The sequence below is a fragment of the Nostoc sp. XA010 genome, from assembly GCF_020829625.1.
In the GTDB taxonomy this organism is placed as follows: Bacteria; Cyanobacteriota; Cyanobacteriia; order Cyanobacteriales; family Nostocaceae; genus Nostoc.
In genome coordinates this window covers 82,910-106,755 of the sequence record NZ_JAIVFX010000020.1, presented here as the reverse complement: position 1 = coordinate 106,755, position 23,846 = coordinate 82,910, and the positions used below count along the sequence as shown (strand labels likewise).

Sequence of the window (23,846 nt, the reverse complement as noted above, 5' to 3'; positions counted from 1 at the left end):
TTAAATCTGTGGGATAAGACTTTCGTGCCATACCGACTATCTATGTAAATACACTGCACATGAAGTATTTTATCGTTATCATAACTCCTTTCTCCTGGCTTTTAGATTTACTTTATAAATAGCCTCTCAGTAAGACTTAAGTGTAAATTCTTCAAATTTCTAAGGAGCGCTTTTCTCTGCTCCGACTTAACTTGATTGTTGCACTTAGGCAATTAATTACCGGGATCAATTTCTAATTGATACTACTAAAATTACAAAGTCTTGAAAAAGTAACACGTATGCTTTTTTAAAGAAAAAGGCTATTGGAAATTATCGCTACTGATTAATTGAAAAGATTTTTGTATGATTATTTGCAGCATCCGTCCTAGACACATACTCCTGCAAAGAAGCAAGCTACGCGTACCTCTGGTAGAAAAGATATTACACTGTTTTTGGAGAAAAACTAGTACCGCAAGGCGGAAGTCAAAAGTCACGCATAATTGTATTCCGAGCTTCTTGCGCCATTTAAAATGGTGAACCAGCGCTGCGGGAGGGTTTCCCTCCGTAGGCGACTGGTGTTAGCGCAGCGTTAGCGACGCAGGAGCGTCACCCGTTCGCGTAGCGTCTCCGATAGGAGAAGGGTATGTTTATTTACGCCGTGCTGCACTACTGTAAATTAATTTCTTTAGAATATCGGTGCGGCGTTGTTTGCCATCACTCACAGGGTTGAGAAGTGGCTTTGGCATTACTTCCTGACCAGAAATGTTGAGGTGTAATTTGGCGATTTAAAATCCAAAATTTGCAACTGAGATGAAAGCTGTAATTCTGTTATCTGGGGGATTAGACTCTTCCACAATTCTATACAAAGCTAAGGCTGATGGCTGTGAATGTCATGCTATTTCCTTTGATTATCAGCAGCGACACCGACGAGAGTTACAGTCAGCCCTGACTGTTGCTCAAAAAGCTGCGATCGCAAAACATCAGGTGGTTAATTTTGATTTACGGCAATGGGGTGGTTCAGCACTTACGGATGATGCTATTGATTTACCCCAAGAGCGATCGCTGGATGAAATGTCTCAAAATATTCCTCTCACTTATGTTCCGGCTCGTAATACCATATTTTTAAGCTTTGCTCTTGGTTACGCCGAAGCGATCGCAGCTGAACGTGTCTATATCGGCATCAATGCTTTAGATTACTCAGGATATCCTGACTGTCGCCCCGACTATATCCAGGCAATGCAGGAAGTTTTTCGTCTGGGAACCAAACAAGGGCGTGAGGGACAACCAATAAATATTGTTGCACCCCTGATCAACCTGAAAAAAACTGAAATCATCCAACTAGGGAACCAATTGGGAGTTCCTTGGGAGCTAACTTGGTCTTGCTATGCCGGTGAAGATATCGCCTGCGGTGTATGTGATTCTTGTCGCTTGCGGCTAGCAGCTTTTGCCGAATTGGGACTCGTTGATCCAGTGGCGTATGCTTCTTGAGTTAGGAGTTAGAAGTGAGAAGTAAGGATTTAAAATCCAATACAGTTCAGTTAAGCCCCAAATCCAATGCAAGAGAAGTTGCATTGCAACTTCTCTACATACCAAAAATCTTTAACCCAAGCGTATTGAGTCAAAATTCATAACTCCTAACTCCTAACTCCTAACTCTCAACTCCTAACTCTTGTAACCGTTGCAGTTGAATTTGATGTAGGCGTGGGCCAACAATTGATACCACGGTGAATTCGAGATTTTGATACCGGAAGGTTTCGCCTTTGGCCGGAATTTTCTGTAACTGATACAGTAAAAAGCCGCCTAGTGTTTGGTATTCTCTTGTCAAGGGCAAATTGAGATGCAAAACTTCGTTGAGGTCTTCGAGGTTGATCTGGGCCTGTACTAAAAATTTATGCTCATCTAACATCTGAATCATCAAGTCGTCACTGCTTTCAGATTCGCTGGCGTCGCCAATGATTTCGGCAATGACATCTTTGATTGTCACTAGTCCTACAGTAGAGCCAAATTCATTCACTACCATAACCATAGCTGGTTTCTCTTGCTGCATCATTGGCAAAAGCTCACTCAAGGACGTATGTTCGGGAACAAATCGAGCGGGACGCATCCAAGGTTGGATTTGTGTCTCTAAACTGAGTTTTCCTACAGCTAAAGGTTGTGCTAAATCTTTAAAATAAACAATGCCGTGAACATCGTCTAATGATTCACCAATTACGGGATAGCGAGAGTAACCAGTAGCAGCCATTTCCTTGAGTAATGTCTGGAAGGTAGCATCTTTTGGCAGCGTGATAATACTGGTGCGCGGTATCATCACATCTTGGGCCATAACATCCCCAAACTCAAAGACATTATTGAGCAATTCTCGCTCCGCACGTTGTAAACCAGTAGATCCCCATTCTGTAGAGATAATCAATTGCAATTCTTCGGGAGTCACAGGTGGCCTCCAGCCTTGACCTGTGTATTGGATGCCAAAAATCCTCAATAAAAAACGAGTTGATTGGTTGAGAATCCAGATGAAGGGGCCAAAAAAACGCACGATCGCTTTTACCGAAGGACCCAAAAACCTAGCTAGCTGTTCTGAGTACAGCATGGCTAAGGATTTAGGACATAATTCTCCGATCACAATTTGCAAATAGGCAATCAAGAAAAAGGCAATGGGAATTGATAGAGAATGGGCCAGGAAAGTAGTCATGCTACTTGGTAAAGGCCAGGATTTTAACCATGCATTAACCAGCACAACAATCGTACTTTCGCCAATCCATCCCAATGCCAAACTAGAAAGGGTAATACCTAACTGAGTGGTAGATAGTAGTCTGTCAATACTACGTTGTAGCATTTCGACTGCGATCGCTGGAACATCCCCAGCCTTAACTAGCTGGTGAATACGCGATCGCCGCACGCTCACTATAGAAAATTCTGCCGTCACAAAAAAGGCATTTATGGCAATCAGCAGTAGCACTGACAATAACCGTAGCGCCACGTCTGTCCAAATTAAATTAGGAAAACCAATCACCACCAAAGCTCGTGTAAAACTCACGCCCTCCATTTTTGGATTTTGGATTAAGTTTTGGGTGTTAGGGGCTAAGTAAATTGCTTAGTACCAAGTCCCCAATCTAAAATCTAAAATCTAAAATTGCCCAATCTACCTTTCTACAGGAATATTCAATGCCTCTAGCTTCAATTCTTGAGCGGGATAATCAGTAAGAGCAAGTGATATTTTCTTGACATCATCAAGTAAAGCTGTGGGAATGCTCACTGTACCTGTAAATGCTGGCCCATTTGCAGGCAATTCTGTTGGTAAACCCTCTGTACTAGCACTCAGGGTTCGTCCTTTATCATCGGTAACATCTAAAAAACTATACAGGAAGCGGACAGAATCTTTACCTTTGTTCTGCATTTTCACTTTCAGTAGCAAATCACCACCAGAGTAGCGGACAGATTGTACAGACATGGTTACGCCCTCACTCAAGGCTGTAACTGGAAAACCTGGCTGGAGTTTTTCTTCAACTACTGCTGGGGGTTTTTCCTCTGGCTTCTGCCTGCTGCTATTGGTTTCTTCATCATCGTCCTCTAGCTTTTCCGATTTAGCAGCCTTGGTCTTACCCTCAATTCGCGCTTTGACAATTTTCAGAATTTCGTCCTCTTTTAATAGCACTAGCCCTGTCTGTTGGGAGCTATTTGCCTTATTACTGGCAAATTTGGTTGTAGGACGCCCATCTGGTGTAGTTACGCCTTTAAGTGCTGAACTACCTAGTTCAAACCCCAAAAGGGCACTCACAGAACCTGCTCCCATCATCAGGATTAACAAAACCAAAGTAAGAAGTACAGTAGAATTTATTTTCATCGCTGACAAGCTATCACAATAGAATGCTGGTCTATTTAAGAATAGTGAAGCTTTTGACCTCAATCCTTAAAGGAACTTAATCAATATTAGTCTGCACTATTTTATGATTAAATTATGTAGTATAAAAATCTGATACGCTATTGTCGATTATTCAGAGGTGTAAATCTGTGCTATAATTACGCAATTGGCTAAACTCAGTGGTTGAGGTATTTTCCTCAGTCTAAAATTAGCAAATCAGGTTAACCTAAGAGTTTAAGTAATTGACTCTTATGAACCCGAAAGCCAACAAAATAAGCGCCTTTGGCCGATTGGGGAGGCAACGAACTCATAATTCGTCTTCAGGCTGGTTCGATTCCAGCAGGGCGCACTGAACGATCAAAAAGCAGTAATAAAGGGATAAAGGGCATTAGGCATTGAAAAGAGGGAGAGGGGAAAATTCTTCTCCGTTGCTCTCCTGCTTCTTGCCCACTCCCCAATATTACCGAGGTGGTAAAGTTTCAAACCTGAATTCAGTTCCTACTTTGAGTTTATTGCTATTCAAACGAGGAGACATCATCAGCGATGTGTCGTAAGGATTTGGTAAATCAGGAGTGCGAATGTATGGATCGTTGCCAACTTGCTGAGTCAGGACATCATGATATAAAGTGTTAAGCAACTGAGCATCGCGGGCAATTTCGTTTTCTGGGAAGGAACCACCGAAACTGGAACCAGATCCTAGAAATGAGTCTAGCTGGCGCTTGAGGCTACCATTTTCGTAGAAATTGCGATCGTGACGAAAATAAGCTCGCTCAAATGCATCATTCGTAGTTTCAGTTTTGGGGGTTTCCGTTTGGGCAGATGCAACTGAGGGAAAAGCAATACCAGCAGTAAGCAGTACCAATAAACCACCAAAGGGTTTTAATTTTATACCCACGTTCCTAACTCCTCAATATTTTGGGCAATCTTAATTTATGCTTAATTTCAGAACTCTGATGAGTTCAACCTTTGGTGTAGCACAACTTTTAATGTTTTGTAATGACGTATCCTACTGAAACTCTTACCCACCCAGATATTTGGGCAACCACTTCTGATTTGATTACCTTGCGCCATAAGCTACTAGATTTATTTTGCCAACTTGCTTATCAAGAAGGTGATTTTCTCCTCTCTTCTGGGCTACGTAGTTCTTATTACGTCAACAAGACACAGGTAACACTCCATCCTCAAGGCGCTTTGGCAGTCGGACGTTTACTGTTCCCTTTATTACCTCTAGATACACAGGCTGTAGGTGGTTTAACAATGGGGGCTGACCCAATGGTGACAGCAGTGAGTGTAGTTTCTGTTTATGAAAACCGCCCGATACCAGCGCTGATTATTCGCAAAGAAGCCAAGGGTTATGGGACGAGAGCTTATATAGAAGGCCCCACCTTACCAGAAGGTGCGAAAGTTGTAGTTTTGGAAGATGTGGTCACAACTGGGCAATCTGCTTTAAAAGCGGTTGAGCGTCTTAAAGATGCAGGTTATACCGTTAATCAAGTAATTTCACTGGTAGACCGACAGCAAGGAGGAGGTGAGTTGTACCAGTCAGCCGGCTTGAAGTTTGAAACTTTGTTTTCGATTCAAGAAGTTCAGGAACGCTTCCGACAACTTGCGAATTTATAAACAATAGGACTTGTGCTAATTCGTAATTCGTAACTCAGAAATTACAAATTGGTAAAAGTCCTGAATATTAAACAATAGCGTTCAGTTAGAGACTAAAACATTAACTCTAGGACTTACGAATTAATAGAAAATAGGAACCTGAATTAATTGAGTAAAAACTCTTTATCCAAGTATTCATACGCACTTATATATTAATAAATTAAATCTCGCTATTTCACAAAATGATGTCGCATATTTTTGCTTATAACCCTTGATATACAAAGGTTATATTTTTTATTGCTAAAAAATGACATAAATTGAAATTTCACTTAGATGGTTAGGCTAAGATGTATTCTAAATTACAAAGTTTAGCATAGGCATAACCCAACTTAGACCTCGCTCTTTTGAAAAAAAACTTTTTGATTTACTGAGTATCAGTTTAAGCAAATCCTTCAACTGATTAAAGGCAATTCTCCTTGTCTTAATTTTCAACTTAGATTCACAATTTTTTGATTTCCAAAACCGCTTACCTCAACTATGCAGTTACCAAATCCTATTTCACTCTCCTTACTCACTCCTATACTGACGGCTTTAGAAGTGTGCAGCAATGAATCGGTGTATGCTCCCGGTTATATTCAGCCACATGGAATGTTGCTGATGCTGCAAGAGCCACAGCTAACAATCTTGCAGATTAGTGAAAATGTGGAACAGTTTTTTGGGATTTCGGCAGAAGCATTGCTGGGTCAACCCTTACAACGGTTGTTTTCTGGCGCTCAAGTGCAGCGAATTGCTGACTATCTAGCTGAAGATAACCTGGAGCTTTGCAATCCGTTTGATCTAAAAACGCGGCGGGTTGCCCAGACTGATGGGCAACGGAAAAATCAGACATTTAGAGGTGTGATGCACCGGATAGTAGATGGGTTGATCCTGGAACTAGAACCTGTGCGATCGCTCAAAAGCATCGATTCAATCCAATCATATCACCGCCTGCAAGCCGTGATCGCCAATTTCCGTAATGCCACTAACCTGACGAATTTAGCTCAAACCCTTGCCAGAGAGGTAAAAGCAATGACTGGCTTTGATCGGGTTATGATCTACCGCTTTCAGGCAGACGACAGTGGTGTGGTGATTGCGGAGGAGAAACAGAGCCATCTAGAAAGCTACTTGGGACTGCACTATTTGGCAATAGACATTCCCGCGCCAGCCCGCAAGTTGTTTTGCCGCAAGTGGGTGCGATTCATTCCCGATATCAATTACATCCGTGTCTGCCTGATTCCCACTAACCATCCTCTGACGGATACACCCCTTGATTTGAGTAATGCTGTGTTACGAGGAGTGTCTCACTTTCACATTGAATACCTACAGAATATGGGGGTTGCTGGGTCGATGACGATTTCGTTGATCAACGATAAAGGACTTTGGGGATTAATTGCCTGTCACCACTACAGCCCTAAACTAGTGGATTATGATACTCGCAAAGCCTGTGAATTTTTAGGACAGTTTGCCTCGATTGAACTGGTGCATCAGCAAGAACGAGAATTGGATGTTTACCGAACGGAGGTGAAAGCAATTCAGGATGAATTGCAACAGACGTTATTGCAGGAGTCCAATTTGATTGAGCAAGTGTTGATCCGAAATACTTCTCAATTGCTGGATCTAGTTCATGCTCAAGGAGCCGCGATTTTACTTGACGGTCATCTGACATTAGTTGGTCAAACGCCATCGGCTACCCAGGTGGAGGAGCTTTTGACGTGGTTGGTGCAACACAAGGGGGAACGAGTGTTTGCTACCGATTCTCTCTCAGATTTATATCTAGATGCGAAAGCATTCAAAGATCAAGCTAGCGGCATTCTGGCAATTTCAATTTTATTCAACCATGTCAAACAAAAGTCTTACCACATTATCTGGTTTCGACCGGAGCAAATCCAGACGGTGAATTGGGCGGGCAACCCGCAGGATGCGGTAACAATTAATGAAATTGGACAGATGCAATTGTGTCCCCGAAAGTCGTTTGAAATGTGGAAGGAAACCGTGCGGGAAACTTCCTTGCCTTGGGAGGTCGCGGAAGTGGAAGCCGCTACTGAGATGCGAAATACGCTGATGTTGGCAGTGCTAGAGTTTTCCCAGATCGCCCTAGAACAAGCCGCAGAACAAGCTGCGATCGCCAGCCGCGCCAAAAGCCAGTTCCTCGCTAAAATGAGCCACGAACTGCGGACTCCCCTGAATGCTATTTTGGGATTTACTCAATTGATGAATCGTAGCGAGAAGATTCCATCTGAGTTTCAAGAAGATTTAGGCATCATCAGCCGCAGTGGAAAACACTTGCTAAATCTGATCAACAATGTGCTGGAAATGTCCAAAATTGAAGCGGAGCAGTTACAGTTAACGGAAAACTCTTTCGATTTGCATCAGCTAATCCACTCGATTAGAGATATGGTTGCTCTCAAAGCTTTGGAGAAAGGAATTAATCTGATCACAGAGCAGCATCCCAGCGTTCCTTGCTATGTCTATGGTGACGAATCAAAACTGCTCCAAATTCTGCTCAACCTATTAAGCAATGCGATCAAATTTACGACAACAGGCAGTGTCACCCTGCGATTCCGAGCTTTTACCGGGAGAGTGGGTAGCATCTACTCCCTTGATTCAATTTCTAGCGATGATTTCAAACCAATTATCACCCTTCATCTGGAAGTTGAAGACACTGGATGTGGTATCGCTCAGTCCGATATTGAGGCTGTGTTTGAAGCCTTCACGCAAACAAAACCAGGTCGCGATGTTCAAGGTACAGGCTTAGGCTTATCGATTAGCCGTCAGTTTGCCCGTTTAATGGGTGGTGATATTACAGCGCGAAGCACCCTGAATCAGAAGTCAACCTTCATTTGTGAGGTTTTACTGAGTCTGGTAAGCTCAGTGGATATCATTGCGCCAGAAACGACTCGCACTGTTATCGGTCTAGAACCAGGACAGCCCACTTATCGGATTCTGGTGGCGGAAGACTTGAGAGAAAATCGTCTGTTGCTCGTCAGGCTATTAGAATTAGTTGGGTTCGAGGTCTGTGCAGCTGAGAACGGAAAGGAGGCGATCGCACTCTGGTCAGAATGGCATCCCCACCTGATTTTAATGGACATTCAAATGCCCATGATCGATGGCTACGAAACTACTCGGCAAATTCGAGGGAGGGAAGCAGGTAAAGACGTGGTGATTATTGCGGTGACAGCCTATGCCTTTGAGGAAGACTATAACACCAGCATTCAAGCAGGCTGCAATGACCACATCACTAAACCATTTACAGAAGCTATCCTATTTGATCGGATTGCACACTACTTGGAAGTCCGCTACCGCTACCGCGAAGAAGCTTTACCGGAGTTAGACCAGCAAACCTTACTTCAGAAATCCCTAACCGCCAAAGATTTACAAGTAATGTCGCCAGAGTGGATTATTCAGGCAAATCAAGCAGCCCTGGATCTCAACGATGCCCAACTCTACAATCTCATCGCCCAAATCCCCAACCAGGAGCAAGTTCTTGCCGATGCTCTGAAATATCTGGTGGATAACTTCCAGATGGAGGCGATAGCGAAGTGCTGCTGCGAAGCGGAAAAGGAATGGAAAAGAAGAGAATTAATTTAGAATCATCCCAATCCCTCATTTCAGGATAGTTAAACTATGAATTCTCCATTTCCCGGAATGAATCCTTATTTAGAAAATCCTGTGTTCTGGTCAGAAGTACATCATCGATTAATTACAGCGATCGCAGATACTATTGAGGAAAATATTCCCCCACAGTATCGAGTTGCAATTGAACAACGTATTTATTTAAGTGATGACTCCGATTCTGTATTAGTTGGTATACCTGATGTTTATGTTTTTTCTCAACAAAAATCACCGCAGCAATACTCATCAACTGCTAGCCAAACAGCGATATCAGAAGGTATGACTGTGATGATACCTTTACCTGAACATATTACGGAAAATTACTTAGAAATTCGAGAAGTTTCTACAGGTTTTGTGGTGACATCTATCGAAGTTTTATCTCCTAAAAATAAACGTCCAGGCGAAGGTAGAAAAGCCTATCAACGGAAACGCAAACAAGTTTTAGCTAGTCTTTCTCACTTAATCGAAATTGATTTACTCAGAAGTGGAAAACCCATGTCAATTTTAGGGGAAGTTCCTGTAACAGATTATCAAATTATTGTTAGCAGAAGTGAAAGACGTCCTCAAGCGAAATTATACGGCTTTAGCATCAGAGAAACGATTCCCGTATTTCCATTACCGTTGCAGTCAGAAGATACAGAACCAATTGTAGATTTGCAATCTTTATTGCATGGCGTATACAATCGTGCAAGATATTACTTGGCAATTGATTATAATCAAGAATCAGTACCACCCCTAAAACCAGAAGATGCTGTATGGTCTGATAGCCTTTTACGGGAACGAGGGTTAAGGAATAATTAGTAATTGGTTAAGAATTTTTCCCATTCTCCCTATGCCTAATTTACTTAAATCTGCTTCGGAAACAAATATCTTAATCGTGGATGATACCCCCGACAATCTACGATTGTTAGCCAAAATATTAGAGTCGCAGGGTTATATAATCCGCAAATCCCTCAACGGGAGAATGGCATTGCAAGCTGCTTCTCGACATCCCCCGGATCTGATTCTGCTTGACATCAATATGCCCGAAATGAATGGCTATGAGGTTTGTCAACGATTGAAAATATCAAAAATAACAGATCAAATTCCGATTATTTTTATTAGTGCCCTTGACCAAATCAATGATAAATTGCAGGCATTTGAACTAGGTGGACAAGACTATATCACCAAGCCCTTTGAAGAAGTTGAAGTGCTAATGCGAGTCAAAAACCAGCTACTCATTAAACAGCAATACCAACAACTTCTTGAACAAAATCAACGCCTAGAGGATGAAATTAAGCAGCGCCTAAAGGCTGAAGCAGAGGTAAGGGAGCTATCCCTAACTGATGAGTTGACAGGACTAAATAATCGACGTGGTTTCTTTTGGCAGGCAAATCAGCAATTCAAAATTCTCCAACGCATACAAATGTTCTGCTGCGTTTTGTTTGTTGATATAGATGGTTTAAAGCAGATTAATGACTCTCTAGGACATGAAGTAGGAGACAGAATGATCCTTGACACAGCCCAATTACTAAAGCAAACCTTTCGGGATTCGGATATTATTGCCCGTCTAGGAGGAGACGAGTTTGTAATATTAGTTCATGTCCAGTCCAGGAATACAGATGAAATTTATCCTCGATTGCAAGCAAATATTAATCGCTTTAATCAAGAGCATAATTACCCATATCAACTATCCATAAGTGTTGGTGTGTCACAATCGGTCTTAAATGAAAACGTTTCACTAGAACAATTGATAGAAGAGGCTGACCAGCTAATGTATGAGGATAAACGTGCTAAACGCCTCGTAGATCATTAATTGTTCTATTGAAAGTAGAAATATCGACATTAATCGGTGAACAGGTACATCTAATATGCAAATGTACAATAAAAGCCAGCAGCGGGATTTGAACTCGCGACCTTCCGATTACAAGTCGGATGCACTACCACTGTGCTATGCTGGCAAGTTTGGCAATTGCTCTTAAGTAGCAACCACAATTTATTCGTCTTAAAGATGCAGGTTATACCGTCAACCAAGTAATTTCACTAGTAGATCGACAACAAGGGGGAGGGGAGTTGTACGAGTCGGCGGGGTTGAAGTTTGAAACTTTGTTTTCAATTCAAGAAGTTCAAGAACGCTACCGACAACTTGCGAAATCATAAGTGTCGCTTGCCAAATTATTTGATAATTTGACAAATTTGTGTAATTGAAAATATTACTTTTAAAACCCTAATAAGGGTTTTATTATTTTAGGCTCAAAATAGCCTTTACTGCACTGACGATCGCAGAAGATACTTTTTCGATTTCTTCTTTAGTTGTAAATTTCCCAATACCAATTCTTAACGCTCCCTCAATTATATTTTCGGCAAGATTCATAGCTTGCAGAACGTGAGATGGCGCGACAATACCTGATGAACAAGCCGCACCTGTAGAAATAGCTAATTGATGGCGAACTCTAGCAATAATGGCACTATTAGGGATGTCAGGGATAGAAATATGTAAGTTACCTGATAAACGGTTGTTTAAGTCTCCATTCACCAGTAAATTAGGAATTTTAGCTTGAAGTAAGCTTTGCAGTTGATCTCGCAAAAGTGTGATGGCTGTTTCATCTGCTTCCATTTCCAACTGTCTCAATTTGCAAGCTTCCCCCAAGGCAGCGATTCCGGGGACATTGAGTGTACCGGATCTGAGTCCTTGTTCATGTCCACCACCATAAATAAGTGGTTCAAGATAATGACCTTTTTTTACTACTAATGCACCAACGCCTTTGGGTGCATAAAGTTTATGCCCAGAAATGGCTAGATAGGTAATCCCCCAGTCTTGAAAGTTGATGGGAATTTTACCGACTGCTTGGGAAGCATCACATAAGAAAGGGATATTATATTTTTGAGCGATCGCTCCAATTTTTTCTATTGGGTAAATTGTCCCCACTTCATTATTAGCAGCCATCACGCAAAGTAAGGAAGCACCGCCAGAGCAGACTTTTTCTAGATGTTCTAAATCAATTTGGGCTTGTTGATTGACATTTAACCAAATTATTTCAGCAAGCCCTTTTTTGGCTAATACTTTGCAGGTGTCTAAAACTGCCTTGTGTTCAACTGGGGAAACAATTATTGTGGCGGGGGTATTTTGTTGATTAATATGTCCTTGAATTGCTAAGTTAATACTTTCTGTTGCACCAGATGTAAAGATAATTTCCTTGGCAGAAGCATTGATTAATTCAGCTATGTGTTGACGAGCTTGTTTAACTGATTGTGCGGCTTGATTGCCATAACCATGATCTACACTATTAGCATTACCAAAAGCAGTAGTCATATAGTACATGACTTTTTCTGCTACTCTAGGGTCAACGGGGGTAGTTGAATGGTAATCAAGATAAATTATTTTTTCTTGTGTAGTCATTTTATTTCATAACTCATTCTCTAAAAATCTTCTAGCAACTCTCCCCCAATCAATGCGATTATCTTGAGCATTTTCTTTGCGTTTACCTTCTAGTTCATCTTCATACCTTGCCCATGCCATTAGTAGTAGTTTCAACCCATCTAAAGAGTTAATCAACCGAGAACGTAAAGTATCTATATCGGCTTTATCTACATCTTCCTCTAATATTTCTACTAAATTTTGATAAGCAGGATGATTGGTATTTAATGTAACAATAATTGCTCCCCCTCTGGATTTGACTGAGAAGAAAGCAGCAGTATCAAGAGGAGATTGTGCAAAGGTATATTTTAAGCCATCATCTACTGTAGTTGCTGCTAATAATTCTGCTTGGGCTTCAGTAACTCCCTCTTCTTTTAAAGTTTCTTTAATAACTTGTTTGCGTTCTTCTTTTGGTAATTCTTCATCTGCATCACTTTTGCCTGTGTAACCCTGTAATTTACGTTCTTGAGTCACAGTAGTAGCTACTTTTTCAGGTTTATAGGGGTCGTGTCCGTGCCGTTTTTCACTGGTACGAGTGCCTTTTGTTTGGGCTTTGATTAAGCGACGAATCAGGCTTAATTGACTACTAATTTTATGAGCAAGTTCTAAAAGAGGGAGTTTTGGATCTTCATCTTGAAGTAATTCTTCTTTGAGTTGAGCAACGGTTTTTCCTTCTTCTAATAACGATTCAATATCTAGTTGTAAAATTTCTCCAAAATTACGGGCTGATTGCTTGTTATTTGTGACTCCAAAAATATCATCAAGAGATGGTGGAAATTCTACTTCAATACCCCACCAGCGTTCTGTAGGGTCATAATTATTAACTAAGTTTTGGTCTAATTCTAATTCTCTTCCCGCACGCACAACAGAAACTCCCACGTTTTTAGCTGCGTGTTGTCCGTTTGGTAAACTGCCAGGATTCTTTCCAGGTTCGGCTAGACGTGCTTCTTCTTTGGCGTAGGAAAAACGCACTTTTACATCATGTTCTTTGTCTTTAAAATTAATTTTATAGGTGGCTTCATAAGATGTATCGCCTTCCCAAGGTCGAAACATTGCCTGGTTATCAAATGGTTGAGGACAGGAGGTTTTTTCGATTAGATAACCAGGGTCGTTAGGTAGAGCGTATTTTTCTATAATGATGTCATATAAAGCATCTAAATCAAATGCTAACATCCGAATTTTGACTTCATGCCTATTGATAAATTTGCGATACATTCTCCCGATCACAAATTCAGAATTATCAATAATCGCTTTCCCTGTCCGCCACATACAACGGTCGATTTTTGACCATACTACTAATGTGCCACTGTCACCAAATTTCTGACCGATTTTTGTCCAAGTCATTGGAATTGGTCTAGCGGTAGGTTCAGGTACTTCGGTCATCCGCCGATTTTTGATTTCATCTAAGTCAAGGTAACTGTGGAGTGCATTTTCTATGCCATTTTGCCATGACCACACATCAACCCGTTGGCATTGAGAAATTGAGGATGAGGGTAAACCCATACCAAAACGTCCGATTCCGGTATGTTTATCTTGGTCTAAATATGTACCATTGCCAAATTGCAGGGCTAGACGTAAAACATTAGCATCCATACCTCGACCATTATCTAATACTGCTATTTGTTCAATACGCGATCGCTTCCTCCCCTCTACTTGTTGTTTTCGTTCACCACACAGTAACTCTACTTGGGATGCACCGGCTTGAATGGCATTATCCATTAATTCGGCGATCGCATAAGCGGCATTTTTATAACCGTTATCGCGCATTGCTTGAACAGCTAGGTGAGTTGGCACGATATCATGGGCGTTAGCATTCATGGGTTTTTCCTCCAAACGTCTTCCCAATTGTGAAAAGCTGATGCAACTGAACCAAAACCGGGGAGTTGGCTATCGACAACGGTGACAATTTCGGCGGTAGCATTACCCCCAGCTTTGAGTCCGCGAATGGCGCGTCCTACCATTTGGCTGTAGAGGACAAGGGATTTGGTAGGACGGGCGATAACGGCGGCGCTGGTTTTGGGTGCATCGAATCCAGTGGTTAAAACGCCGTAGTTACATAAAATCTTGGTTTGGGGCTGTTCGTCTTTAAAACTTTGAATCAGCCTTTCTCTCTCTGATTTGGGGGTATCACCTGTAACAGCATCAGTATTAAATCCTCTGAAACGCAATATTGAAGCGATGAGTCTAGCGTGTTCAACGGAGGTATTAAAAACGATAATCCGTTGATGATGTTGGGCTAGTGCTTCTAGTTCGAGGATGATGCGGAGGTTGCGTTGTTCGTCTGCTGCTAACCGATTAAGGATATATTGGGGTATGTCTAATTCTGTATTAATCCGATTTAGGTCTTGGGGAGTTAGTTCAATACCCGTTTCATAAAATAAGGAACGATAGTTAACTTTAGCGAGGTATTGTTGATCGACGAGATAATCAATCGGGTTGTCATAACCTGGGATTTCTAAAGTAACTTTCTGTTGGGCGAAGAATTTTGCTAGTTGTGCATCGGTGTTAATATCTGCCCAAGTCCGTCCGGGTGTGGCGGTTAAACCTAATAAGGCGGTTTTTTCGTAGGGGATGACTAAAGCATCTAAGACGAGTTTATAGGTTTCGGCAACTGCTTGATGGGCTTCATCGATAATTACCAATGAACAACGCACACCCAGTTGATTAATAAAGCGAATACTCTTTTTTGCGGCGTGATAAACTTTCGCTAATCCTGCTACTACTAAGCCATCTTGAGCTTGTGCTAAGTCTAACTCATGGTTGCCCCAGAAGCGGTAAGTGGTGGTGGTGCGATCGCCTAAACTGTCCCAGGCTTTTTGAAATTCTGTAACTGCTTGTTCACAAAGTTCTTCACTGTATGCCAACCAAATTACTAAAGTGGGTTCATTATTTCTCCAACATAAACCCAATTAGGGCTAAAACCTTGTATAGTTGCTAAAGAAATTAAAGGTAGAGTTGTTATTTTATAAGCTTTACTCAAAACCTCTAAATTTAATAAATCATCAGCTTGACTAACTTTTAATTCAGATACAAATGACTCGGTATATTTTAACCATTGATTGTTAAATATATTTTCATAGGCAACAGTTAAACCACGATGTTGCAATTCTACAAAAGCATAAAAATATTCTTCAGATGGTAAATTGTTAGATTTAGAAGAATTAACAGATTTTATAGTTGGAATTATATTCCATAGTTGATTATGAGCTACAAAAGACCAAGGCAGATAATGATCTAATGAAATTTCATTCTTATTTAAGAGAACCTTAGAATAAATACATTCAATATCTTGATATTCTAAAACAGTTTTCCAATATTTCTTCTGCTCTGTTAAAGAATCCCTTTCTTGTGGCATAAATAATTTATTAACCACATTAGGAGTACTGGGGTTTCTTTGCTGCATATAATTTAGCCATTCCCAAGATGCCCAACCCCTAACTATTGCGTAATTTTCCTCTAAATATTTAATCCATTCTGGATGCAAAATAATACTAGTACTATCTTTATAACTATTTGAATTAAAACGATACAAGGGTTTATAAACATCAAAATATTGATTAGCTATTTCTGGAGTTCTCAAAACTACTTCATAATTTACATTAAATTCACGCAATTTTTCTAATAAAAATGGACGTACTAATCGAAAAGGAACATTTTTCTTAAAATCGTTAATAATCTTTGTCAAATTGTTTTGATGAATTGTTTGTCTTAGTAATGATTTATCTGTATCTGTAAATTTTAAGATTGGTTCTGTAATTTCTAGTTTAAGGCTATCTAATGCCTTAGCTATTTGATCTTGTCTTCCAAAATAAAGTTTAAAATAGTTGTGAGGATACCAAGCATTAGCTAAAATTTCAACAATAATTTCTTGAAAGCTAATAGGTAATAAATTATCAAAACTTCTTCTCTTTAAAATATCTAATAATGATAAAAAATAAAGGTACTTATAAGAATTTGTTGTTGAATCAAATAATCCTGCTAAAGCTGAAATATTTAAATTATCATAAATTGGTAAATCATACATATCTAATTAATATTAAAGCTTCCAAGCTTACAATTTGCATTTCATAAAATTACAAATGACAAGCCAAACAAGCTAAAGCATCATCTTCTTGAGCTAAAATTTCTTCTAATGCTTCAGCTACGTAATAATTAAAAGCAGCCTTCTTCTCTTTAGCCATTGACTTCTCATGTTGAGCAATAATTTCATCCTTGCGTTCTAGAAGTTGCAATAAGCTTTCCCCATCTGTCCATGTATAGGTTCTACCGTCTTTATGATTCGATTCATAATCAACGGCTTCTTGAAATAACTTAGGATGTTCCTGTGCTAACATTACCCATTCATACTTGCGTTGGAAGAAACAGAAGAAACACCCAGAACGACTGCGCCAGCGATAATAATCAGGGAGTCCAATTCCACTCTTTTCTAATAGCCGAATAACATCAGCCTTAACTAAACCCTTTTCTTTAAAGGGAAACACAGGTTTAATATTAGGTTTAGTGGAGATATAACCATCACGGTTTTCATCAGCACGGATGCCAATGTAACTAATAGCCTCATGATCCCCCACAAAATCCTCTAAAGGTCTAATTTTCATCTTGACCGTACACCAACGCATTTGGGGTGAAGGTAATAAACCATCATGAATCGCTAACCAATGGTCAAAGCCTCGTTTGTCACTGAGATAATGAATTTTAATCCCCAGACGTGCTTTGATGCGGTCAAGATATTCGTAAGTCTCCGGTAATTCTTTATGCGTATCACAAAAAAAATATTCCATCTCTGGAATTTCCTTATGCAGTAATACTGCTAAAGCCGTACTATCCTTACCTCCAGAAAGACCCAATATGTGTCTAACTTTTTTCTCTGCCATGCTTGTTTTTTCGTGCTTCTTGGCAATTAATAATTCTAATATTTTAGCAAATATGTAAATACAATATGTAGTTTATTTAAACTAATGTTAAAAAGCCTTAGTAAAATTACTGATATAACAACATTTTTATAAACTAGCCAATTACGCTTTTATACCTGATTCCCGTTCAGTTAAAGCCAAAAATCTGAAATTGGGTAGAACGAAACATTACTTATCTTTTAATCTACGCTTCATTTCTCGGTATTGCTCGAACTTAGGATCGGATATGCACTGGTCAACGAACTTCTCCAGTTCATCCTTCATAGTACTGTCAATAAATTGACAGTACTCCTTAAATAGCTCCCTCTTACCCTCTGGAAGATAGAAACCAAGATACTCTTGTCCCTGACGCTTCTCTGTCACAAACAAATCTTGCATATCATCAAGACTCATCATAAATGGTTAAGTTTCAATATACCTTTTGTAGGGTACATTTAATATGTACGGTACAATAAATCTGAAAGTGATTAATCCCACTTTGCAACATTAAACAGGTGCGTTATGGCAGAAGAATTTGTGACATTAGAAGATAACAGCAGCACTCAAGCCCACGTAAGTAGAGAAAAGATAAAACACCTGCTAGTCGGTAGTCCTAATGTAGTCAAGAGTACTATCTATCGCTTGCATACTACAGGTTATGCAGAAATAGGCTCTTGGTCTAAACCTGTAAGAGCAGGTAGTTTAGGTGAATCAGGTGATGTAGTGAGCGTATTAATTAGATAGCAAGTCTAGGAAATAAAAGGTGTAGGGAGTTGGCGCGATGGCTACGCCCGCCAAAGGCATCGCGCATTGCACCAACTTTTGATAATTTAAATAACTAGAGAACTAATTGAATGACACGTTTCATACATGACAAATTTGCCAAAGACTATCTAGAAGAATTACTAAAAGATTACGGAGAAGTCAAGTCATCAGAAAAAGTCTCAGGAGAAATTAAAGAAATAGATGTTTTCTTCACTCCTGGCAAACAGCAAAACTCTAATTTACAAATACTGGGTTTACTAGGAAGATTTGCTGAAAATCCTGCACTCATAGAACCATACCGCAATCCAGCTTCTACCGATGAAATATGCGACTGTATTCTAAAATTATTAGAAGTCAAGGCTCTTTTACGACGAGAAGCTAAAGCTAATAAAACTAAACTTCAGGACTCAGAAATTCCCAAATTGTGGGTTCTTACTCCAACGATATCTGAAACTAGATTGTCTAGCTTTAGAACTATGCAAAAAGAAGGTTGGTTATCAGGAGTATATTTTCTCGCAGATGCCTTGCGGACAGCAATTGTAGCGATACATCAATTACCACAGATATCGGAAACTTTATGGTTGAGGCTTTTGGGTAGGGGAAGCGTGCAGTCGCAGGCAATTATTGAGTTGCAAGCGTTACCATTAAATCATCCATACCAAAAAGCAACCCTGGAATTAGTTTACAACTTGCGCGAAAACTTGAGAGTAAATCAAGAATTAGAAGCAGATGATAGGGAGTTAGTTATGCGATTAGAACCACTTTATCAAAGAGATAGGGAACAAGCCAAACAAGAGGGAAGGCAGGAAGGAAGACAGGAAGGAGAACAACGTTTAATTATACGTCAACTTAATCGCCGTATTGGGGAAATTAATGAATCATTAATCGAGCGAATTAAAGGTTTATCGATTGAACAATTAGAAACTCTAGGAGAAGCATTACTAGACTTTTCTAATGTTGCTGATTTAGAAGCTTGGTTAAACCAATAATGAGTATAAATAATGATCAGTAGATTGAAGTAACAGAGCTAAGTGTAGAAAATGAAAGGTGCAAAGAGTTGGTGCAATCGCGCCAACTCTTAAGAATTTAAATAATACGCAGACACACTTCATCTATTAGCCGAAATTTTTCCCGGTTATTTCATCAGCTCGCTTTTCTTCAATTTTAATAACCGTCTCTGGCAAATCAACATTTAAAATCCGTTCACTCAACTTTGCCAAAACCGCTTGTCGTAACTGCTGATCGTCAGGTAATTTAGCCAAAAATTCGTCAACAATCTGCTCAACCTGCGATTCTCTCCCATGATCCACCCATAGCATTCGATTGATTTCTCGACCATCGGGACGAGTCATGGTAATTCGTCGGGCTTCAAAACCTTCTCCCTTGGCGGCTACTTCCTTTTGCAAAGCTTCCAGATTCTTAAAACGTCGCACCAAATCAGCTAATTTCATCTCAAATGCAGTGGCATCATCATCCGTCCATGATTCAGCAGGTTTATCCGCAACAATCATCACCAAAGCTTCCAACCACTGAGAATCACTTGCGGTTTCCTCGGATGCTGCTCGAATAAAGCGTTTTAGTGAAGATTCAATACATTTTCCGGCTAAATAATTTGCCCTTACCCGCAAATCTTCTCTAAGTTTTGTTTCCTTACTTCTGACTCCAAAGCCTTCATAAATCAGTTTTTGACAATCACTCAATAAGCGATCGTAAGCTGTATGAATCTCTCGGAGGGCATGAACTAACTTAGTGCGTAAAGTTTTCGCAGTGATACCATCATCCTCAGCTTCAGTGCCGATAGAGGGTAAATTACAAGCTGCTGGTAAAGCTTTAAACAACAACTCATCTGGTTCAACAGTAGTTTTTAATGCCTTTAAAATTGCTCTTGGTTCATCTGCCAGTCGTCGAGTTTGTTGAGTATATTTAGGTAGTTTATTAACAAATTGATAAAGAGGAGTAACTACCGTTAACAGAGTGGCATTACGAACTTTACCCAATTTTTTTTAATTGAGGATTGCGTAAAATTGCTTCTAATTCTTTGAAAACTTCTGCTCTTAATCCGACTACTGCAAAATACTTAACTGCAAAGCGTTCAGGATATTTAACTAATAATTCAAAATGTTCTGTTCCTAATACAGGAATAAATGTACCGTCTTGATAAAGTCCCAAATCATCAGCGTGATACAACAGTACCGCCGCTAAAATCACCGGTACTGCACCTTGTTTCACACCGTAGGGAGGTGCTGCTAAATGTTGATAAAGTAAATCAAAAGTTTGGCTTGTTTCTGTTGCTGCTAAACAAAAATTCTCAACTGCTTCCCACAGAGAATTCAAACCCGAATTTTCTAATGGTGGATAAAAATCCCAATAATTATCTTCTTGGCGATAAATCCCTGTTTCTTCTAACAGAGAATAATACATACTAACTTCAGGGCCATAACCTTCTAAAGCTAATCTCTCTTCATTTTGATGTTCTAACATTGCCTGAATCAATTCTCGTCTAGCCTTTACCCCTTGAGAGGTTAAATCTCGACGATTAATTAATTCATTCCACAAAATTGCACTGCGATGATAAACGCGATCGCAAATATCAGAAAGCTTACTATTAAAGTCAGTAATGTTGTTGAGTATTTCTAGTTGTCCTTGAATCCAACATTGCTGATTTACACCTATACTAAATGACTGATTGAGAGTTTCATCTAAAAATTCTTCAGCTTCTTGTAAACGATAATTTACCTCTTTTCTGGCTACCCCATCAGTTTGTAACTCTTTGGCTGTTTTTTTAATGTTATTTAAAGCCACAAATTCTAGAGTACGAATTTGCAAAATATCTAAATTAGCTGCACTCAAAATAATTAATGGTTTACCATCGCTAGTTGTGGAAGGAACAGAACTAGGCATTTCGTCATCTACCCAGTACCCCACAAAACCATCTGCATCAACACTACTGCAACGTAACTGACTCAAATCTTGGGAATTATCTAAATAATGCCGTTCAAAATAACGTAAAGTTCCCGTCTGATAACTGTGACGTTGGGCTACTATTGGTCTTAAAGGACGCTGGAGAGATAATAGCTTAACTAAAGGCGATCGCTCTTGTTCTATATATGTACTTAACTCACTGTCAACATTAAAATCAGAACCTTGCCAAATCCGCAATTCATCTAATTGGCGACGATGAGTAATTAGATTCTGTTTTAATAGTTTATCAATAATTTCTTGCCAATAATTAATTTGGGTTTGAGAAGGGCGATCGCACATTGCTAAAGATACTAAAGTTCTTGTCGCCCTCATGGAACCTGTAATTGTAATAAGGTTCAAAATCCCAATAGTTTTTAGTACCCTCAGACTATCTTCTTCTAAACGTTTAGCATCATTAATTAAATCTTGAATTTCTACCCATCTTTGCAAATTAGGGCGAGAGGCTAAACCCATTCCCGCGGCTTCAATAAAATAGTCATAAACTCGATCTAACTTAAGATTTGGTAAGTTATTATCTTTAACTGTTACTTCTTCTAGAAAATTACGAAATGATAAAGGCTCACCACTCGTTAAAAATGTGAATAAAGAACGATCATTTTGAGCATACCGTTGACAGAGAGTTGGTAAAGCAAACGCAGATAAGGGATGTAGCGGATAAACTTTTTGTATAACTTGATCGGTTATTTCTTCATCTACAACTATTGGTTCTAAATATTTACTCCACTCCTCAGAGTCACTACGAATAGCACAGCTTATATTGTCTGCTGCCGATGAATCAATCGCTTCTCCAATTAAACTCATCATTTGTCCAGATGATTCAGTAAAAGCAATATCCTCAAATCGCCCTTGAATCTTCGCCCATTCGTTTTTTTGAAAAGTTGCTAATCTTTGAGTATATTCTGCAAATGCTTGATGTAAAATACCTAAAATGTAAATAGGAGTTTTGCTATCTTTTGGTAATTCAGCTAATTGTTGTAAAAGATATAAATCCTCAGCACCTTGAGCATGAGCAGCATACTCTAAATTCTTCCCCAGCTCATCAATAACAAGGAAAATACCAGTTTTAGATTCCTTGGCAACTTCTAACACCAAATTAGGAATCTCTTTACTATCAACTTTTCCCCCATCATTAATTTCTGCTTCTAAATCTACCAACTGACGAACAACATTGATCTTGTTTTTTTGGGTAGCAGTCCAAAAAGTATCAACACCTGTTAATAAAGCTCTGATAATGGTATGACTAATCGGTTCTCTTTGTCCCGTAGCCACAGCCCTCATTAATCCTACCGAGCTAATTTTGTCTTGAATTAACTGATAAATGTCATTATCTTTACCTAATTTATCTTCAGCTATTGATAAAGCTTTAATGTGCATTTTGTTTTGAGAATTAGCACATAGCGAAATTAAATAATGAGCAAAAGCAGATTTCCCAGTACCATAAACACTGGTTAATGTCCAAGCTCTATTTCCTTCATCAGAACTAAAACTATTTAAGATCCGTGAGAGAGAATCAATTGCTCTTTTAGTCAGAACATAACCCTCTAAAGCTTCCACACTATCTAAATCTCTTTCTAGGTTAATAGAACGAGAATAGCGGCGCTGGAGACTGAAATAATGGGATAGCTTTTTGTTAGTCATAATTTCTTTCATTCTTATTTAGAGTTATAATATTTATCTAAAATCTCTTCTGCTAATATCTCTGGGCTGTCAGGGAAAGATAGCTGAATTAATCCGGCGGTGTCGGAAAGAACTATCGTATCAAATTCTTTAGAAACTGTCTCAATAGCTGCACATAAAATACTTTCCGTCAGTTTAAAGACCATCCCTGGACTACCTTCATCATAAAGTAAACTAGGAATATTAATGGTCTGTCTTCCCTGACTTGCCCAACTAGCATATTCTAAACAAGTGGCGACTATAACTGATGGAGGCAAATTCGCTTTTGCAGCAATTTTAAACTGATAATTTTTACCAAAATGACGAATTAAACCCAGTTCGTTAAAAGGACAATCAATAGAATCTTCGACTGGGCTATTGTCTCTCATTAAATCTTGTGTTGCATACATTCTTAAAATGCAATTTACATCTTTGATAAAAGAAGATTCAGCAATAGTTTTGTTGAAATTATTTATATAATCTTTCAACCCCGCTAAAATATCTTCTTTTGTAAAATCCAAATCTCGAAAAACATTAAAGATATAATACCAAGCAGCCGCGTCGCATGTGGGTTTTAATAAATTCCAATGTAATAACCATAATGATGCCGGATCTTCTAAATAAGTATCCCATCCATTATTTCCTAAAAGTTTTTCTCCAAATCTTGTTGGTAAATTATTTTTATCAATAATTTTGAATGCACTAGACCAATAACGAATAGCACGTACCATATTTTTACCAACGCCTAAACGTACAGGAGCATCATCCTGCGAGAAGATATCTGGATTTTTATTGGCTGTATCAAATCCCTTTTTCAGCCAACCAAAACGAGGGTGAAAAGTTTCATGGTTAGCAAATATAGGATTTACTGCATTTTCAGAATATTTAAAATTCAGACTAGTTTGGATCATGGAAAAATAGAGATATAATAACAATTACTTTCTTTATTATGGCTTAAATAAGACACAATTTAGTTAATTATGAGCATCAAAAATCCGACAGTGATTTTACCTTTTTTCATACATTTAGGCTCGGAAACCTAATAATCTCAAATCTTAAATGTGGC

Annotated in this window: 18 protein-coding genes, 2 tRNA genes and 1 pseudogene; 9 read left to right on the top strand and 12 right to left on the bottom strand. The window is 39.3% G+C overall.

Annotation, left to right across the window (positions count from 1 at the left end; translation table 11 throughout):
• The first annotated feature begins 789 nt into the window (after positions 1-789).
• On the top strand, positions 790-1,467 hold the full coding sequence (gene queC, locus LC608_RS24615) for a 7-cyano-7-deazaguanine synthase QueC (protein ID WP_229556070.1): 678 nt from the start codon (positions 790-792) through the stop codon (positions 1,465-1,467).
• Positions 1,468-1,627: 160 nt separating this feature from the next.
• Here queC and LC608_RS24610 read toward each other — a convergent pair whose 3' ends face one another.
• Positions 1,628-3,022, bottom strand: coding sequence for a hemolysin family protein (locus tag LC608_RS24610; protein WP_229556069.1), 1,395 nt, complete (start codon positions 3,020-3,022; stop codon positions 1,628-1,630).
• Between the two features lie 96 nt (positions 3,023-3,118).
• Positions 3,119-3,820, bottom strand: a complete 702-nt coding sequence (locus LC608_RS24605; RefSeq protein ID WP_229556068.1) for a hypothetical protein — start codon at positions 3,818-3,820, stop codon at positions 3,119-3,121.
• Positions 3,821-4,114: 294 nt separating this feature from the next.
• Between LC608_RS24605 and LC608_RS24600 the strand changes: the two genes are divergently transcribed.
• Positions 4,115-4,187 (top strand) — tRNA-Ile (locus tag LC608_RS24600).
• A 111-nt stretch (positions 4,188-4,298) separates the two neighbouring features.
• On the opposite strand, the gene LC608_RS24595 is transcribed toward LC608_RS24600, so the two are convergent.
• Complete coding sequence (locus tag LC608_RS24595; protein WP_229556067.1) at positions 4,299-4,733, bottom strand: hypothetical protein; 435 nt, start codon at positions 4,731-4,733, stop codon at positions 4,299-4,301.
• Positions 4,734-4,834: 101 nt separating this feature from the next.
• On the opposite strand from LC608_RS24595, the gene pyrE reads away from it, so the two are divergent.
• The 4 genes from pyrE (at position 4,835) to LC608_RS24575 (ending at position 10,883) form a co-directional block, all read left to right on the top strand.
• Positions 4,835-5,458, top strand: a complete 624-nt coding sequence (pyrE, locus tag LC608_RS24590) for an orotate phosphoribosyltransferase (RefSeq protein ID WP_229556066.1) — start codon at positions 4,835-4,837, stop codon at positions 5,456-5,458.
• A 516-nt stretch (positions 5,459-5,974) separates the two neighbouring features.
• Complete coding sequence (locus tag LC608_RS24585) at positions 5,975-9,064, top strand: response regulator (protein WP_229556065.1); 3,090 nt, start codon at positions 5,975-5,977, stop codon at positions 9,062-9,064.
• 36 nt (positions 9,065-9,100) lie between these two features.
• Positions 9,101-9,889, top strand: coding sequence for a DUF4058 family protein (locus tag LC608_RS24580; RefSeq protein WP_229556064.1), 789 nt, complete (start codon positions 9,101-9,103; stop codon positions 9,887-9,889).
• Between the two features lie 31 nt (positions 9,890-9,920).
• A complete protein-coding gene (locus tag LC608_RS24575; protein ID WP_229556063.1) occupies positions 9,921-10,883 on the top strand; it encodes a diguanylate cyclase domain-containing protein in 963 nt (320 codons plus the stop codon).
• A 73-nt stretch (positions 10,884-10,956) separates the two neighbouring features.
• Here LC608_RS24575 and LC608_RS24570 read toward each other — a convergent pair.
• Positions 10,957-11,028, bottom strand: a tRNA-Thr gene (locus tag LC608_RS24570).
• A gap of 40 nt (positions 11,029-11,068) precedes the next feature.
• Here LC608_RS24570 and LC608_RS24565 point away from each other — a divergent pair.
• A pseudogene (locus LC608_RS24565) lies at positions 11,069-11,227 on the top strand (orotate phosphoribosyltransferase); the annotation flags it as partial.
• A gap of 82 nt (positions 11,228-11,309) precedes the next feature.
• On the opposite strand, the gene LC608_RS24560 reads toward LC608_RS24565, so the two are convergent.
• Genes LC608_RS24560 through LC608_RS24540 form a run of 5 tightly spaced genes read right to left on the bottom strand, consistent with a single transcriptional unit; the run spans position 11,310 to position 17,359 of the window.
• On the bottom strand, positions 11,310-12,467 hold the full coding sequence (locus tag LC608_RS24560; protein WP_229556062.1) for a cysteine desulfurase family protein: 1,158 nt from the start codon (positions 12,465-12,467) through the stop codon (positions 11,310-11,312).
• A gap of 6 nt (positions 12,468-12,473) precedes the next feature.
• On the bottom strand, positions 12,474-14,303 hold the full coding sequence (locus tag LC608_RS24555) for an ATP-binding protein (RefSeq protein ID WP_229556061.1): 1,830 nt from the start codon (positions 14,301-14,303) through the stop codon (positions 12,474-12,476).
• Positions 14,300-15,349, bottom strand: a complete 1,050-nt coding sequence (locus LC608_RS24550) for a DEAD/DEAH box helicase (protein ID WP_229556060.1) — start codon at positions 15,347-15,349, stop codon at positions 14,300-14,302. Before LC608_RS24550 ends, LC608_RS24555 begins: the two co-directional genes overlap by 4 nt.
• Before the next feature lie 8 nt (positions 15,350-15,357).
• A complete protein-coding gene (locus LC608_RS24545) occupies positions 15,358-16,509 on the bottom strand; it encodes an HNH endonuclease domain-containing protein (RefSeq protein WP_229556059.1) in 1,152 nt (383 codons plus the stop codon).
• A 49-nt stretch (positions 16,510-16,558) separates the two neighbouring features.
• Entirely contained in the window at positions 16,559-17,359 is an 801-nt protein-coding gene (locus tag LC608_RS24540) for a phosphoadenosine phosphosulfate reductase family protein (RefSeq protein WP_229556058.1), read from the bottom strand.
• Between the two features lie 540 nt (positions 17,360-17,899).
• On the opposite strand from LC608_RS24540, the gene LC608_RS24535 reads away from it, so the two are divergent.
• Together LC608_RS24535 and LC608_RS24530 are read left to right on the top strand one after the other, a co-directional pair.
• The gene (locus tag LC608_RS24535) at positions 17,900-18,121 is read left to right on the top strand and encodes a hypothetical protein (protein ID WP_229556057.1); all 222 of its coding nucleotides are present in this window, start codon (positions 17,900-17,902) and stop codon (positions 18,119-18,121) included.
• Positions 18,122-18,231: 110 nt separating this feature from the next.
• Positions 18,232-19,131, top strand: coding sequence for a DUF4351 domain-containing protein (locus tag LC608_RS24530; protein WP_229556056.1), 900 nt, complete (start codon positions 18,232-18,234; stop codon positions 19,129-19,131).
• Between the two features lie 126 nt (positions 19,132-19,257).
• On the opposite strand, the gene LC608_RS24525 is transcribed toward LC608_RS24530, so the two are convergent.
• From LC608_RS24525 to LC608_RS24515, 3 genes are read right to left on the bottom strand one after another with little or no spacing between them, the layout of a single operon-like run.
• Entirely contained in the window at positions 19,258-20,139 is an 882-nt protein-coding gene (locus tag LC608_RS24525) for a hypothetical protein (protein WP_229556055.1), read from the bottom strand.
• Positions 20,132-22,762, bottom strand: coding sequence for a hypothetical protein (locus LC608_RS24520; RefSeq protein WP_229556054.1), 2,631 nt, complete (start codon positions 22,760-22,762; stop codon positions 20,132-20,134). The genes LC608_RS24525 and LC608_RS24520 overlap by 8 nt, the downstream gene beginning before the upstream one ends.
• Positions 22,763-22,776: 14 nt before the next feature.
• Positions 22,777-23,691 carry a DUF4007 family protein gene (locus tag LC608_RS24515; protein ID WP_229556053.1) on the bottom strand — a complete coding sequence of 305 codons (915 nt, stop codon included), beginning with the start codon at positions 23,689-23,691 and terminating at the stop codon, positions 22,777-22,779.
• Between the last annotated feature and the right edge of the window lie 155 nt (positions 23,692-23,846).

Coding starts and splice junctions, on each gene's coding strand:
- LC608_RS24585 (WP_229556065.1), top strand. CDS start 5,975: ATGCAGTTACCAAATCCTATTTCACTCTCCTTACTCACTCCTATACTG.
- LC608_RS24580 (WP_229556064.1), top strand. CDS start 9,101: ATGAATTCTCCATTTCCCGGAATGAATCCTTATTTAGAAAATCCTGTG.
- LC608_RS24545 (WP_229556059.1), bottom strand. CDS start 16,509: ATGTATGATTTACCAATTTATGATAATTTAAATATTTCAGCTTTAGCA.
- LC608_RS24605 (WP_229556068.1), bottom strand. CDS start 3,820: ATGAAAATAAATTCTACTGTACTTCTTACTTTGGTTTTGTTAATCCTG.
- LC608_RS24555 (WP_229556061.1), bottom strand. CDS start 14,303: ATGAATGCTAACGCCCATGATATCGTGCCAACTCACCTAGCTGTTCAA.
- LC608_RS24530 (WP_229556056.1), top strand. CDS start 18,232: ATGACACGTTTCATACATGACAAATTTGCCAAAGACTATCTAGAAGAA.
- LC608_RS24575 (WP_229556063.1), top strand. CDS start 9,921: ATGCCTAATTTACTTAAATCTGCTTCGGAAACAAATATCTTAATCGTG.
- LC608_RS24610 (WP_229556069.1), bottom strand. CDS start 3,022: ATGGAGGGCGTGAGTTTTACACGAGCTTTGGTGGTGATTGGTTTTCCT.
- LC608_RS24540 (WP_229556058.1), bottom strand. CDS start 17,359: ATGGCAGAGAAAAAAGTTAGACACATATTGGGTCTTTCTGGAGGTAAG.
- LC608_RS24515 (WP_229556053.1), bottom strand. CDS start 23,691: ATGATCCAAACTAGTCTGAATTTTAAATATTCTGAAAATGCAGTAAAT.
- pyrE (WP_229556066.1), top strand. CDS start 4,835: ATGACGTATCCTACTGAAACTCTTACCCACCCAGATATTTGGGCAACC.
- LC608_RS24535 (WP_229556057.1), top strand. CDS start 17,900: ATGGCAGAAGAATTTGTGACATTAGAAGATAACAGCAGCACTCAAGCC.
- LC608_RS24520 (WP_229556054.1), bottom strand. CDS start 22,762: ATGACTAACAAAAAGCTATCCCATTATTTCAGTCTCCAGCGCCGCTAT.
- queC (WP_229556070.1), top strand. CDS start 790: ATGAAAGCTGTAATTCTGTTATCTGGGGGATTAGACTCTTCCACAATT.
- LC608_RS24560 (WP_229556062.1), bottom strand. CDS start 12,467: ATGACTACACAAGAAAAAATAATTTATCTTGATTACCATTCAACTACC.